This is a genomic window from Sphingobium sp. PNB, from assembly GCF_019873065.1.
GTDB lineage: Bacteria > Pseudomonadota > Alphaproteobacteria > Sphingomonadales > Sphingomonadaceae > Sphingobium > Sphingobium fuliginis.
Window position 1 is genome coordinate 1 of record NZ_JAINEZ010000064.1, and the last position, 14,837, is coordinate 14,837.

Here is a 14,837-nt window from a genome sequence, read left to right on the forward strand (position 1 = left end):
CAAGATACGTCGCTAACGACGTCGCTATGACCGTCTCTACGAAATCACTGCGCCATCAGACAGGCGGTGCCAATCGGTCGGTTACTCCTATCCTGCCCAAAAAGTAACACTTCCTCCGGGCCGAGCGCCGGCGCCCTGCAGATGGCAAGATCGCATCAGTGCGCCGCCTGATTATGCATGTGCACATCGATGGCCTCATCGATCGTATCGAAAAAGAGCAACTGGCCATTGTTCAGAACGGCGCCACGTTCGCAATATGAGCGCAGCGTATTGGGGTCGTGACTGATCATCAGCAACGTTCCGTTAGCGCGGCGATAATGAAGGGCTTCCTCACATCGTTGGCGAAAACGATCATCGCCAGCGGCTGTGACCTCATCGACGAGATAGCAATCAAATTCGATCGCTAGGGATACTCCAAACGCCAATCGCGCCAGCATACCTGCTGAGTAACTGTAAATCGGTTGATAAAAATACGGACCCAACTGAGCAAAATCTTCGACATAATCCAGTAACTGCCGTATATCCCTGTTATAAATTCTCGCGATGAAACGTGCGTTGTCTGCCCCGGTCAGACTTGATTGAAAGCAACTGGAATATCCTATGGGCCAGGAGCAGGTTACGGTTCGCGTGATCTTTCCAGAGGTCGGCGCCTCTACACCCGAAATCAGACGCATGAGCGTTGATTTCCCGGCCCCGTTCGCTCCACATATTCCAACACTGGAACCGGTTGGAATTTCGAAGTTCAGGCCGCTCAGAACATCCTTCCGGAACTTCCGGATATGGTAGCTTTTCGAGACATTTTCAAAAGATATCATTTACGTAACCAGACATCTAACTTTGCTAAATACATTGCCGGATAATGCCACCGAACAATTATGGTTGTCTTCGCTGACTATCATCGACGCTATACATCCATTCTAATGTATCATCTAACGACATCGGTTGCCAATCGGGCAGAATTTGACGAAGTGTTGCGACGCTTCCGCCAAGGACCTCTACATCACCTTTTCGTACGAAAGCGGGATTGACCTGCACATCGATATGATGGCCACTCAGCACTGTGAGCCGCTCCAATATATCGCCGATCGAAGATACTGATCCGGTTGAGATATTGACGACCGATGGGACGACAGCCGCCTGCACAAGGCCAGTATAGGCGTCCGCAACCGTCCGCACATCGCCAAAATCACGGCGCACCCAAGTATTGCCCAGTTCTATCACGTCAGCTCGACGTCGGAAATGATCGACGATTTTGGGGATTAGATACTTAGTATCTTGCCCTACCCCCGTATAATTAAAGGGTCGGGTCGCAACGATTTCAAGCCTGTCGCGCCAAAGTTCAGCGCCACGTTCCATCGCCCATTTGCTCAGAGCGTAATGATTTGTCGGATTTGTCGGAGCGTCTTCTAAGATCAGGCCTTCGGCATGTGGGCCATAGACCTGCGCGCTCGATGCGATAATGCACCGCGCACCGGGCCTTTTCCGCGCCACGGCATCAAGCAGGTTCAGCGTTCCAAGCTGGTTGATCGAATAGAAAGACTGCCAATCAGCCGCTTCCACAAAGGCGTGGCCTGCAAGATGGATAACCCTGGCAAAGTCTGTCGCGTCGACAACTTTATCAACAGCATCCTTGTTGCGCAGATCGACCTGTAACGCGACCGGCGTCAATCCTGCCTTTTCCAAGGCAGAGGTGACGAAACGACCGGTAAACCCAGTCGCCCCGGTCAGCGCCACCCGCATCAGAACGACCAGCCCGTAGCGTTACGTCGCATATCGGCTTCCACCATCAGACGGGCGAGCTCTTCAAGCTGTACCTTCGGTTTCCAGCCCAGGTTGCGCTCCGCCTTGCCTGGGTCGCCGATCAGTAGATCGACTTCTGCAGGCCGATAGAAGGCAGGGTTTATGCGAACGCGGGTCTTTCCGCTTTGCGGATCCACACCGATTTCGTTCTCTTCTTTGCCCGACCATTCGAGCGAAATGCCTGCTTGGGCGAATGCCAGCTCAACGAAATGGCGGACCGTTTCTGTCCGATTTGTGGCAAGTACATACGTATCCGGCACGTCATGCTGCAGCATTAGCCGCATACCTTCAACATAATCCTTTGCATAACCCCAGTCGCGTTTGGCATCGAGATTGCCAAGCTCCAGGACCTCTGCCTTACCCTGGGCGATCTTTGCAACTGTGTCGGTGATCTTGCGTGTCACGAACTCACGGCCGCGCAGTGGAGACTCGTGATTGAACAGGATGCCACTGGTGCCAAAGATACCGAAGCTTTCCCGATAGTTGACTGTCAGCCAATGGGCATAGAGCTTTGCGACACCATATGGGCTGCGTGGGTAGAAAGGGGTATCCTCTCGTTGCGGGATGGCTTGGACCTTGCCGAACATCTCGGATGTGGAGGCTTGGTAAAAGCGTATGTCCTTGTTGACGGTACGGATCGCCTCGAGCAGATAGGCGGCTCCCAAACCTGTGATCTGGCCGGTGGTGATAGGCTGATCGAATGAGACCCCGACGAAGCTCTGCGCAGCAAGGTTATAGACTTCGGTCGCTTCAGACGTTTCGATGAGCCTGATGGCCGACCCCATGTCGGTGAGATCATATTCGACCAGCTTAAGCTGGGGATGATTGGAAATCCCAAGTTCGTCAATCCGCCAGAAATTGACTGAACTGGTCCGGCGATATGTGCCATAGACCGTATACCCGCGGTCGAGCAGATTCTCCGCCAAATATGCGCCATCTTGGCCGCTGATTCCGGTAACGATGGCACTCTTTGACATATTTTGTTCCCTTAACGATGTTGGCACATCCCAATAGTAGCATTGTGGCGTGATGGCCAGAGGGCAAAGCGTTCATTTCTGACCACGGTACAACATATCTATTTTAAATAATTTTATAGAAAATCGGTTTCGTGGTTCACAGCAAAAAGATATCGTAGCATCAGTGTTGGCACGAATTGGTTCGACATTGTAATGATGTCGCGCGTCTAAGAAGTTCGCAGGAAATTATGGATTCGGCCTGTCTTACAAGGCGATACCATACAGCTATTAGCTATTTAATAGCTGTATGGTATTTGGAGTTTAGAAACGGATACTCAAGCCAGAAGAGGCTCTTTGACCGGTGCTTTCGGCGCCAAATTCGCTGATGCCGCTGAAAAAAAGACGGCTGCAGCTGACGAAACCTGCAGGTTCACACCTGCTCTAACCGTGGTGAGCGTCCTGCTTCGGCTTACGCCAGCTACAGTCAGGGTATCGGTGACGCCGGCATAGGCAGCGGTCGCAGAGCCGCGTGTGCCGGTCAGTTGATGCAGGACATCAGTAGAGAGCCACGGGCTGATGCTAGCCTTGGCCACGCCGTGCAGTTCGAGCGATCCCCGCAGGAAGCTGGCCTTAGTCCGCCGTCCCTCGACATCCAATGCCCAGACCACATCGCCCGTCTCGCTCGCGCTCCCGCGGCGCGAGGAGATATGGGTGAAGCCGACCTCGGGTTCGAGGCCCCTGCCGTCGGCTAGACTGAAGGGATGACCCAGCGATATGTCTGCCGTCCAGCTATGCAGGCGGTAATGGCTGCTGAGCTTGCTGCCGCTCAACAGGCTGCGATCAGTATCCACCTTGCTGGCGTCAGGGCTGAGCGAGGCGGCAATGTGGAAGCCCGCCCGCGCTGCCTGCGCGATCGCACCGGCCATCATGCCGTCGGTCTCGGTCCTGGCCGTAAGCGCACCGATCTGCTGACGGGTGTCGACATAGCGGACGAATGCGCCGAGCGAACCCGCCTGTCATACGCAGGTTTTGGTGACGAAAGAATGTGGAGTTGGTTTCCCTGCGCCACGTCTCTCTCGGGCATGGGCCGATCTGCTTCAGTTTAGCTGGTTAATGGATTCACGCATATGATCGACGCTGACACTGGAATAGCGCTGGACCATGCGCAGCGACTTCCAGCCGCCCATGTTCATGATGGTGATGAGGTCGATCCCCGCCATGACGCAGTGCGATGCCCAGTGGTGGCGCCAGTCATGGACGGTGAAATCCTCTACCCCTGCGCGCTTGCACGCGGTGGCGTGCTGGTTCTTGATCGGATTGCCGCCGGGGATCTTCGCCTTGCGCGTGTCCTGATAGGGTTTGCCGAACCGATTGAGGAAGACATGCCCCGTCGTCGGCTGGCCCCGCTTTTCCCAGATCGGGCGCAGCACGTCCATGACACGTGGATGCATCGGCACGGATCGGATGATCGCATTCTTGGTGTGATTGAGTCGGATCGAACGCTCCTTCATATCGACGCCCTCGACACCCCACGGGAGCTGCAATGCCGTCTGGATGCGTGGGCCATGGAAGGCGAGCAGGGTGATGATCGGCTGTATGTGCGGTGAGTAGGCCTCGATCAGCCGGTCGCGGTCTTCCTTGCTGAGAAAGCGCACCCGTTCATTGTCGAACGGGATCGCCTTGATGCGCAGGGGCGGAAGGTCGTGCAGGTCGTGATGGACGTTGATCGCGGCCTGGAACACGGCGCGATAGCGATCCTGGCCCGCCGGGTCATGGCCGGTCAGATAGGCGCGGCGAAAATGCTCCCAGGCCTGCTTGGGTTCGCGCAGGCTGAAGTCTCCGATCAGGCCATTGAGCTTGCCGATGCGCAGGATGTCCGACGGGCAGGGGGGCTTTGCTTTCGTCAGGTAGCTTTCAAAAGCGTCGGCTATTTTGCCTTGCGCCACGATTGCGGCCGGACCGAACATCAGCCGGTGCCGCAGCTTCGTCTCATGTTCCGCCATCAGGTGCGCCGCAGCATCGCGGTCACTCGTTCCTGAACTGAACTCCTTGACGATGATCCGTTTGTTGCCGAGCGCGATTGTTCCTCGAATATGGTAAACCCGGTTCTTCCCACGGGTACGGAAGGAGAGCATGTGATCTTCTCCAGCAGCAGCTGATATTGTGACTCTGTCGCGCGCGTCTTTCCGCACGCGTGGATATAGGGCACGCCATGCTTCACGAAGGTCCGGCGCATCCATTTTGCGGGATCGGTGCTGTGCATGTTCAGCCGCGACAGGATGTCACGCGGGGTTAGGAGAGTTGCCGTCGGCGTTTCGCCAGCCACCGGTGCCCCATGCAGCGTTGTCGCATCGGCTTGGCCGGGTGACTTGGTTAGGCGACGTCTTGTCGACATGGAGAAGCCCCTTTAGCTGTCGTCGTCCGTATCGTTCCACCGAGGGCTTGCTGGCGCGCTGCGCCTTTGAGTGTGCGGCGCGGCGTCCGGCAGTATATGCGCAGGGCGATCAGCTCGAGCATGCCGGGGTTTGGAAACTCCGTGTTCTTGAATGGTCGAAGTTCGGGCATCATTTGCAAGCTCCTCAGCCACTGGGCAAAGAGCTTGGCGCCTGTCGCAGGTTGAAACAGGCATCGACCAGAACTTCCGACCGCCCCCGACCCGAACTTGTCGCCAGATGCTCGAGCCGCCTGCTCATCTCCCTCGGGCAGGCGCCGGGTCTTGTAGTTCTTCATCGGGCGTTGGCCTGTTCATGACGATGTCCAGTGGCCGCGGGCCAGCCCCACGTCGGGGATGCAGAAGCGATCCGCTGCCATGAATGACTATCGCTTTTCGGAGGCCTGCAAGGGAATGGTCCAGATCGGCCCGGATCGCACTTATATGCGCCGATAGTGGAACCGCTGCCCCGGCCGATGCTCGACGTGGACGACCGGTCTGTCCTCGCACATGAACTTAGGGCGCGTCAGAGCTGCCTATCTCAACCAAGGGCGATGCGGACAGGGTGGAACAAAGCTGATTTCGATCTTTCTCTAACCTGTTGCACCGACTTGACATTACGATAATGTGTCGTGGCGTTTTCGTTGGAAGGCGCCGAGGTTTGAGCCCCTCGCTTGGGAAGGATAGACTCGTCGCGGAAGCGGCCGGGTGGTCGATGTTATGTCCAAGCCATTTATGGCCAAAGGCATCGACACGCGTTCTCAAGCGCGGCTCAACGCCCGGTTTTATCCGGCGCAACCTCGTCTTGTGCGAGGGAGCGGCGGATGGGATCGCAAGCCAGAACAAATAGCAGGAGCAGGCCATGATACGGCCCGCTTCGGAAATGGCGCGCCTGCCGCTGGATGAGGGTGATCCGCTGCCGCCTGAGCATGATCGTGCGGCTTTCTCGCCGGACCCGCTGGCTAGCCTGTATCGGGAAGAGCGGCCCTCGCTGCTGCGTTTCCTCTCGCGATGGACGGGGCATGACAAGGCGGAAGATGTCATCCAGCAGGTTTTCAGCCGCATGGTTGGAAGTTCGGACCATGATGGTCGAGCGATCCGGGCACCCGGAGCCTATCTCCGCCAAGCGGCGCGCAATGTGCTGCGCGATGAGGCCAGGGTAGCAGAGCGCTGTTGTGCGCATCATCATGTTCCGATCGAGGATCTGCCGCTTTCGGGTGGCGATCCCGTCGCCGCGCTGGAGGCGCGCGACCGGCTCGTCCGGATCGAGGAGGCCGTGCTGCGATTGAAGCCGTTGACCCGCGAGATATTTCTGGCTTGCCGTCTTGATGGCTATAGCTATGCCGAGATTGCCGAACGGACCGGATTGAGCGTGCGAGGGGTCGAGAAGCAGATGAGCAGGGCGATCAGGCAGCTTGGACGGCATTTGCGGGCGCATGACTGAGCCCGGCGGGGCAGAGATTCCCCAATCCATCCATGAAGCTGCCGAAAAATGGCTGGCGCGGCGTGCCGGACAATCCGATCCGGCGTTGGAGCGCGATTTTGCGCTCTGGATCGATGCGGATCCCCGGCATCGCATCGCCTATGACCTGATTAAGCGGAATTGGCAGCTCGGCACGCTGCTCCAGGAACGGCATGTCGGCCGGAACCGCTCGCTCCCGCGCGCGCCATTCTGGATGCGGCAGAAGACGCATATCGCGGCTGCCGGACTTGGCGCCGCTATTCTGCTGGGGGTGGCGTCGGTCAGCCTCCTGCGGTCCGGCGGCCCCTTGGGCATTTCCACGGCGGCTGAGGCCGCCGTCTATGAAACGGCAGTGGGCGAGATCCGGACGATCAGCCTTGCGGACGGATCAACTGTCATCCTCGACACGGTCTCGCGGCTTCGCGTGCAATTGTCCGGCAGCGAACGGCGGCTCGACCTCGACCGGGGGCGGGCGCGTTTCGAGGTCGCTGGGGATGAGAGGCGCGCCTTCCGTGTGCGGGTCGCGGGTGGCGAGATTGTCGCCCATGGCACGATGTTCGACGTCAGCCTGATCGGTGCGCATCCCTTGGTTACCGTAATCGATGGGTCAGTGGAATTGCACAGGCCTGATGTCAGCGGAGAGACAAGGACGATTGTTCCGGGACAGAGCATGGCGCTTGATGGGGATATGGCCGGTCAGGCCGTGTCTGCTGAGGAGGCGCTATGGGTGTCGGGCATGCTCACGCTCGATGCGACGCCCCTTGCCGAGGCGGTGGCGGCGATCAACCGCTATAACAGGATACAGGTCCGGCTGGCCGAGCCCTTTGCCATGCCGCTGCGCGTGACGGGTGCATTTAGGGTTCGCGATCCGGAAGGGTTCGCGCGCGCCGCCGCAGCCAGTTTCCATCTCAAGGTGGAGCGACCCGACCGCGCCACGATCCTGCTGGTGGCGCCGCCCAAGCGGGCGGGATCGAATATGTAAAAAAATCTGTCGGGTGTTTTAGCAAGCCGGCGTCTCCCCGCTGTCCCGCCCATTGGCGGCAAGGGGGAGAAGGCCAAATGTCTCGATTTTCATTATCCGCTCTGTATCTGTCCGGCAGTATCGTCACCGCGGCGCTCGCGGTCAGCGCCCCGGCAGCGCTGGCACAGCATTCTTCCAGCATCGCAATGGTGTTGCCCGCTCAGCCGCTTGGTGCGTCGATTCGTGAACTGGCCCTGCGCTCCGGGCAAACAATCCTTGTCGACGCGGACCTTGTCCAGGGGGTGAATGGCCCAGTCCTGCAGGGCGCGTTCACGGTGGAGGCGGCGCTAGATCGACTGCTTGCCGGAACCAGTCTTGTTTGGACGCGGCTCGACGGCACTATCATTATCCGGAAAGGACGCGGGTCCGGGCAGGACGGGGAAAGCGGCGAGGGCGCAAGCCTCCTGGTCACGGGCAGCCGCATCCGCGGCGCGCCGATCCCCTCGCCCGTGATGGTTCTCGACAACAGGGCCATCAGGGACAGCGGCCTTGCCGATCTTGGCGATGTCGCGCGCAGCCTGCCACAAAGCTTTGGTGGCGGGCAGAATCCGGGCGTCGGCTTCAACGTGCCGTCCAGCACGGGCGGCAATGTCGGCGGCGGGTCCTCGGTCAATCTGCGCGGCCTGGGCAGCGACGCGACGCTCACCGTGCTCAACGGTCGCCGTGTGCCCTATGACTCGGCCCGGCAGGGCGTCGACATTTCCGCTATTCCGCTTGCAGCGGTCGATCGGATTGAGGTTGTGGCGGACGGCGCCTCGGCCATTTACGGATCGGACGCGGTCGGCGGCGTCGTCAACGTGATCCTGAGGCGCGACTATGATGGCGTTGAAACCCGGGCTCGCATCGGCGGATCGCCCGATGGCGGGAATTTCCAGCAGCAATATGGCGTGCTGGCGGGTAGCCGCTGGAACGGCGGCGGCGGCTTCCTGACCTATGAATATGGCCGGAACACTGCCCTCATGACGAACCAGCGCAAATATGGCCGGATCAGGCCGGACCTGACCTTGCTGCCGGCCAGCCGCCGCCACGCGGTCGCGGGAAGCATCCATCAGGACATCAGCGACAATCTGACCATCGAACTGGACGGCCTCTACAACCAGCGGACCGGTGAATTTTCCTATCCCACGAGCACCGCCGCCAATCTGTCGGTCAGCCGGATCACCCAGAGTTATGACAGCTATACGCTGGCCTTTTCGGGAGCGGCGCGGCTCTTGCTAGGTCCATGGGAGCTCAGCCTTTCGGGCAGTTTCGGCAAGGGGCGCACTTATTTTCAGGGCGATACCTTCATCAACGATCGGTTTTCGAGCCGGGCCTTTGGGCGCTATAATAACCAGACGATGACCGGCGAGATCGCGGGCGACGGCCCCTTGTTCGGCTTGCCGGGCGGCGACGCCAAGCTGGCCCTGGGCGCCGGTATCCGGGCAAATGACTTCGCAATCTTCAGGGGCGTGGGCAATATCAACAACGCCAGGCCGTCGCAGGACAGCGTCTATGCCTTTGGCGAGGCCAGCTTCCCGCTCATTGGGCCCGCGCAGGCCTTGCCGCTGATGCGCAGCCTCAGTCTCAGCGCCGCGCTTCGCTATGAGCGCTATCGCGGCCTTGCCGATGTCGTGACACCCAAATTCGGCATGATCTACGCGCCGGCTGATTTCCTCGACATCAAGGCGAGCTGGGGCCGATCCTTCCGGGCGCCAAGCTTCATCCAGCTCTATTCGATCGAACAGGCGATCCTTTATCCAATCACGACATTCGGCGGGAGGGGCTATCCCGCCGGGACCACCGCCTTGTTGATCGCTGGGGGCAATAGCGACCTCAGGCCGGAAAAGGCGCGCAACTGGTCGGTGACCATGGCTCTGCGTCCGCCCGCCCTTCCGGGCGCGTCCTTCGATCTCAGCTATTTCCAAACCCGCTATGTCGACCGCATCGTGAACCCGATCCCGACGTCAGCGCTGGCGCTCGTCAATCCCATCTACGCCAGGCAGATCAGCTACGCGCCGACGCCCGAGCAGCTTGCAGCGGCGATCGCCCATGCGAGCCAGTTTCTGAACGGGGCGGGCGTGCCCTATGATCCGGCAAAGGTCGCCGCGATCATCAATCGCGCCAATATCAATGCCGGTCGCCAGACGATCCGGGGCATTGATGCCCAGCTTGCCTACAAGGCCGGCCTTGCTGATGGGAACATCGAGATGTCGGCCAATCTCACCTATCTCGACAGCGAGCAGCAGCTTTTGGCGGACGGTCCGGTCGAGCAACTGGCGGGACGATTGTTCAACCCGCCGCACTGGCGCGGCAGGGGCATGATCGGCTGGAGCAAGGGCGGCTTCCGCACCGCAGCCACGCTCAGCACGATCGGCGGCGTCAAGGATGTGCGCTCCACCCCGGCTCTGCACATTGACGGCATGACGACGATCGATATCAGCGCCCGTTATCGCTTTGGCGAGGAAGGGGGGCTGTTGCGCGGCGTCGAGCTTGGCCTTTCGGTCCAGAATATCCTCAATACCTTGCCTTCGGTCGTCGCGACCAGCCTCTATTATGACACGCCCTATGACTCGACCAACTATTCAGCGGTCGGCCGCTTCATCGCGCTCGAACTGGTCAAGAAATGGTGAGCGTCATGGACAGGACATCGATCGCGCTGCTGGCCGCGGGCGTTGGACTTCTCGCCTTGCCTTCCACGGCGACGGCGGGTTGCAGCGACCTGCTGCCGGTCCCTGCGCCCATGACGAAGCGACGCGCCATCACGGCGCAGGACCTGCTCGGCGTGCGCGACATCGGGCGGGGCGATGGCGCCCTTCTTGGCAACAAGAGCCCGCTCGGACTTTCCCCGGACGGCAGACAGCTCGCCTTCATCCTGATCCGGGCGGAGGCATCGACCAATAGCTATTGCATCGGCCTTGCGGTGATGGATGTGAAGCCATCCGCGAAGCCGCGGCTTCTCGATCAGGGCGGAGAGTTTATTGGCGGGACCGGCGATTATCGCGGGGTCATCCTGCCGACGGGATTTCCGATCCTGCTCGCGCCGTCCTGGTCGCCCGATGGCCGGTGGATCGCCTTCCTGCGGCGGGACAAGGGTGTCACCCAACTCTGGACAGTGCGTGCCGATGGCGGTCCCGCCCGGGCCGTCACCCATTCTCCCGTCGATGTGGAGCAATTTGCCTGGGGGCCTGATGGCAGGTCGCTCATCTATGCGAGCCGGACCGGACAGATGGCGGAGCGGACCGCATTGGCGCGCGAGGCCGTGACCGGCTTTCGTTATGATGATCGCTATGTGCCGATGATGGGCGACAAGCCCATGCCGCTCGCCACGACAGCCCTGTCCCTGTTTCGCGTCGATCCGGGCGGGGGAGAGGCCCGGCCCGGCGAAGAAGGTGACCAGGCGCTGCTGGGCCCCGATCCGATCGGCTATGCAATCCTTCCGCTTTCGGCGAGGGCCGATGATGGGCGCTTTATCCAGACGGAGCATGTCACCGCCAATCCGGCCAGCCCATGGGCGCTGGCCATGTCCTCTGTGGCTGGCGTGAAAATCCCCTGTCCGGGTGAGGCCTGTCGCGGCAAGTTTGCCGGACTTTGGTGGATGTCCCATGGTGGTCCCCTGCTCTTCCTGCGCCGCGAGGGCTGGAATGACCGGTCGACGGCGCTCTATCGCTGGCGGCCTGGCTCCGGCCCGCCACGGAGAATATTTGTTACGAGCGACGTCATCAGCGGTTGTGAGCTCGCAGGTGGGGACCTTGTCTGCTTGCGCCAAAGCGCGAGCGTGCCGCCGCGGATCGTGCGGATCGATCCGGGAGACGGACGTACCGATCTGCTCTACGATCCCAATCCCGAATATCGATCCATCCGGTTCGGCAGGGTCGAGCGGCTGGAATGGCGGAACGACCTGGGCCTGGAAGTCGCCGGCGATCTTGCCCTGCCGCCCGATTATGATGGACGAGAGAGGCTGCCCATGATCGTGACGACCTATCGCAGCAACGGATTTCTGCGGGGCGCGACCGGCAATGAATATCCGATCCATCTGTTCGCGGCGAAAGGCTTTGCGGTTCTCAGCCTGGACCGCCCGCCCCATGTCGGGGCGATCAACCCGCTCAACAAGGACTGGCAGAAGTTGCTGGCCGAGAATGACCGGAATTGGGGGGAGAGGCGCAGCATGCAATCTTCGGTCATGACCGGGGTCCAGCGCGTCATCGACATGGGAATTGCCGATCCGGACCGCATCGGCATCACCGGTTTGAGCGATGGATCGAGCACGGTCGGCTTTGCCCTCATCAACAACCGCCGCTTTGCCGCCGCCGCGATTAGCACCTGCTGTCTTGAACCCTGGACCGTGAACGCCACCATCGGCCCGGCCTTTGCCCGGAAGATGCGGTCGCAGGGTTTCCCGCCCGCCACATCCGACGATCGGGACTATTGGGAGCCAGGTTCGATGATCCGCAATGCCGCGTCGATCGATACGCCATTGCTCATGCAGCTGGCGGATCGGGAATATCTGACCGCGATCGACGTCTTCGCCGCCTTGCGCGAACAGGGCAAGCCGGTCGACATGTATGTCTTTCCCGATGAATATCATAATAAATGGCAGCCGCGACACCGGCTGGCGATCTACGAACGCAATGTCGACTGGTTCCTCTACTGGCTTCAGGGCAAGAAAGATCCCGATCCGCGCAAGGCGGCGCAATATGCGATCTGGGACAGGCTGCGCCTAAAACAGCCCTTTCCTCCCTAATCCTGGGTCTGCCCCGCCACCCATGCCTCGACGTCCGCAAGATGCATGATGCGGTGATAGGTCGTGCCCTGGACGTAACCCTCGCCGACCAGGACATGCTCGAGCAGGGGAAGGTCAAGCAGTCCGGCCCGGCGCAAATGTCCGTCGAGCAGCATGGCGCGGATGACGGAACGGTTCGCGGTGAAGATTTCCGCGATATAGCTATCGGGCGTGCCCTTCGTCCTGCGGTCGACGACGGCTGCTGGCAAAAGTTCGCGAAAGGCATCCCGTGCCACGATCCGGTTCTGCCCTTGTCTGAACCACCACCAACTCGGTATCCGCAGGCATGCTTCCACGGCGGGTTGCGAGGCGAGTGGCGTCACATGGCGCACCGGGCTCCTAATATCATTGCCCTCGGCCCAGCTCTGGGCGGCGGTGATGAGCGCGATATGGGCGGCCGTCCCGGTTTCACCGCCGCGGGGCGGCTCCAGCCAAGGGTGGCGTGGTACAAGAGCTGTTTCGCCCATGACCTGCGGGGACAGAAATTGGGTCATAGGCCGCCAGCGATAGGCCGGCGACCGGCGGAACGCGCGTGACACTGCCCGGCCAAGCACCGTAATCGTGCTCACATCGGCCATGGCCGCGATCGACTTGGCGGTAGACCAGCCTTCACCCAGGCTCCGTCCGCGCAGGAAAGCGTCGGTCGCCGGCGCGATGGACCGCAAGGAAAAGAAGACATTGTCCCCACCGCCGCCATCGATGGTGAGATCGGCTCCGCTTGCCCCGACCGCCTCATGGAGCAGGCGGGAGGTGCCCTGCATGAAGCTGCGCGCGAGCGGATTGGGCTGATCCTTGGCATCGGAACGGGTGATGTCGACCATAGCGACATCCCATTGCGCTTCGACGATCGGAGCGCCCAGATGGGATGCGACCATCCGGGCATAATGGCGTTCATCGCCCATGGCGCCGCGGCTGGCGAGATTGAAACAGGTAAAAGGGCAGCCATGGGTGCCGAGCGCAGCGGTCAGCACGGAGGAGTCTATCCCGCCCGACAACATGAGCATGGCGCGCTTGGTCCCCATGATGCTGGCGCGGGTCGCGGTCGATACCGCGCGCCGGATCATGTGCGCGGCCTCGTCCCGGTCGTCGATCCAGTGGCGCCTGCCAGCCCGGTCCCATGGGTTCCATGTCTGCGTGACGCTCAGCCCTTCTGGGGTGAGATGGAGACGGGAGCCGCCACACAATTCCTGCACGCCTATGAGGCAGGTGGAGGGCGAGGGGATATCCTTAAGCGCCAGACGGCGCAATATGGCGGACCATTCGACCCCACGGGATCTCCATCCGCCAAGCGACAGCAGGGCCATGTCGGAAGCGAGAATGAGCTGATCGCCCTGCACCGCATGGAAGCAGGGCAGGTGCCCGAAGGCTGAGCGCAGAACATGAAAGCCTGCCGCGCGATCGCGCAGGATCGCGACAAAATTACCCCAATAGTCCTGGCTGAAGCGATGGAGATCTGACGGATCGCCGCTGGACGCGACATCCGAGGGCGGGGTCGCCGGATCGCTCTTGCCGGTCCCGAAAATGGGGCCGATGACCATGCCGATATCATCGCCCAGATGCCGGACTTGTCCGCCGCCGCTTGCGACCAGCATATCGTCCCGGTTGATCATGACCGACAGCGCCTCGGCGCGAGAAATCGCGCTCCGGATCGGCGGCGCGATAGGACTGCGTTCCGGTTTCGGCGCGAATATGGCGACAAATCTCTCCATCAGATGATCCTGATCGGGCAGAAGGGACGCACCTGATCGGGATCATCGGCGACGACCATGCCGTCGACCTCGACCCAGCTATGGGCCTGGAAGGGGTTGAGCTTGACGCCCAGGACGAGATCCGGTCGGATGCCGAGCGCGATCAGCCATGACGCGAGCGACAGCGCGGTGGGGAGGCACTGGTCACGGGCAGAGACAATCATGGCGGCCCGGCGATAGGCCTGATCAATATGGGCAAGCCGGTCGGTCGGGGCCGTCCGTGGGGCCACGCCAAGCTTTCGCCGTTCGATCGAGCGGATGTTCCGCGAGAAGGGCAATTGTCTCAGTCTCGCGCGCCACCAGAACCGGCGGGTCAGGGCGCTTGCGAGATAGGCTGGTGACAGGCGCGGCTTCGCAATGGGCAGCCTGGCCTCGGATGCATGCGAGCGCGGGCAGGGGGCAGGCCTGATACCGACCGGCGACCGGATGATGATGCCCGCTTCCAGCAAGGCGTCGCACTGCCGGGCATCGATGTGGTTGGCGTCGATGAGGGATCTGAACGCTTGGTCCAGCGCTGGCCGCAGGCCGAAATAGCGATCGGCATGGAGGTCGAGGAAAATGACCTGTCCCTCGGTCCGGCAGAAGCTCAGACCATCGCGCAGTGTATAGCCGCTCATTCTGTGTCTCGAACGGACGAGGCGCGCAGCCGCGAAGCTGCGC

General features: G+C 60.9%; 11 protein-coding genes and 1 pseudogene. 4 read left to right on the forward strand and 8 right to left on the reverse strand.

All coding sequences use genetic code 11. The annotated features are described in order from the left end of the window. Nucleotides 1-155 precede the first annotated feature (155 nt). The 6 genes and pseudogenes from K7W03_RS18925 to K7W03_RS18950 all read right to left on the reverse strand — a co-directional run bounded on the left by K7W03_RS18925 (nucleotide 156) and on the right by K7W03_RS18950 (nucleotide 5,486). On the reverse strand, nucleotides 156-815 hold the full coding sequence (locus K7W03_RS18925; protein WP_037484369.1) for an ABC transporter ATP-binding protein: 660 nt from the start codon (nucleotides 813-815) through the stop codon (nucleotides 156-158). A 58-nt stretch (nucleotides 816-873) separates the two neighbouring features. Then, a complete protein-coding gene (locus K7W03_RS18930) occupies nucleotides 874-1,740 on the reverse strand; it encodes an NAD-dependent epimerase/dehydratase family protein (protein WP_222887057.1) in 867 nt (288 codons plus the stop codon). Next, nucleotides 1,740-2,777 (reverse strand): GDP-mannose 4,6-dehydratase, encoded by a 1,038-nt coding sequence (gmd, locus tag K7W03_RS18935; protein WP_025552180.1) that lies wholly within the window; start codon nucleotides 2,775-2,777, stop codon nucleotides 1,740-1,742. The genes K7W03_RS18930 and gmd overlap by 1 nt, the downstream gene beginning before the upstream one ends. 314 nt (nucleotides 2,778-3,091) lie before the next feature. Beyond that, nucleotides 3,092-3,751 (reverse strand): annotated as a pseudogene (locus K7W03_RS18940) (autotransporter outer membrane beta-barrel domain-containing protein); the annotation flags it as partial. A gap of 102 nt (nucleotides 3,752-3,853) precedes the next feature. Beyond that, entirely contained in the window at nucleotides 3,854-4,891 is a 1,038-nt protein-coding gene (locus tag K7W03_RS18945) for a tyrosine-type recombinase/integrase (protein ID WP_222887058.1), read from the reverse strand. A gap of 238 nt (nucleotides 4,892-5,129) precedes the next feature. After that, on the reverse strand, nucleotides 5,130-5,486 hold the full coding sequence (locus tag K7W03_RS18950) for a hypothetical protein (RefSeq protein WP_222887082.1): 357 nt from the start codon (nucleotides 5,484-5,486) through the stop codon (nucleotides 5,130-5,132). A 563-nt stretch (nucleotides 5,487-6,049) separates the two neighbouring features. Between K7W03_RS18950 and K7W03_RS18955 the strand changes: the two genes are divergently transcribed. The 4 genes from K7W03_RS18955 (at nucleotide 6,050) to K7W03_RS18970 (ending at nucleotide 12,390) form a co-directional block, all read left to right on the forward strand. Further along, nucleotides 6,050-6,631: an RNA polymerase sigma factor gene (locus tag K7W03_RS18955; RefSeq protein WP_222887059.1), complete on the forward strand. Its 582-nt coding sequence runs from the start codon at nucleotides 6,050-6,052 to the stop codon at nucleotides 6,629-6,631. Next, nucleotides 6,624-7,631: a FecR family protein gene (locus tag K7W03_RS18960; protein WP_222887060.1), complete on the forward strand. Its 1,008-nt coding sequence runs from the start codon at nucleotides 6,624-6,626 to the stop codon at nucleotides 7,629-7,631. The genes K7W03_RS18955 and K7W03_RS18960 overlap by 8 nt, the downstream gene beginning before the upstream one ends. Before the next feature lie 77 nt (nucleotides 7,632-7,708). Further along, on the forward strand, nucleotides 7,709-10,279 hold the full coding sequence (locus K7W03_RS18965; RefSeq protein WP_222887061.1) for a TonB-dependent receptor: 2,571 nt from the start codon (nucleotides 7,709-7,711) through the stop codon (nucleotides 10,277-10,279). 5 nt (nucleotides 10,280-10,284) lie between these two features. Continuing rightward, nucleotides 10,285-12,390 (forward strand): Atxe2 family lasso peptide isopeptidase, encoded by a 2,106-nt coding sequence (locus K7W03_RS18970; protein ID WP_226870304.1) that lies wholly within the window; start codon nucleotides 10,285-10,287, stop codon nucleotides 12,388-12,390. On the opposite strand, the gene K7W03_RS18975 is transcribed toward K7W03_RS18970, so the two are convergent. Both K7W03_RS18975 and K7W03_RS18980 read right to left on the reverse strand, forming a co-directional pair. Further along, the gene (locus tag K7W03_RS18975; protein WP_222887063.1) at nucleotides 12,387-14,138 is read right to left on the reverse strand and encodes an asparagine synthetase B family protein; all 1,752 of its coding nucleotides are present in this window, start codon (nucleotides 14,136-14,138) and stop codon (nucleotides 12,387-12,389) included. The genes K7W03_RS18970 and K7W03_RS18975 overlap by 4 nt on opposite strands. Next, nucleotides 14,138-14,794 (reverse strand): lasso peptide biosynthesis B2 protein, encoded by a 657-nt coding sequence (locus tag K7W03_RS18980; RefSeq protein ID WP_222887064.1) that lies wholly within the window; start codon nucleotides 14,792-14,794, stop codon nucleotides 14,138-14,140. Before K7W03_RS18980 ends, K7W03_RS18975 begins: the two co-directional genes overlap by 1 nt. Between the last annotated feature and the right edge of the window lie 43 nt (nucleotides 14,795-14,837).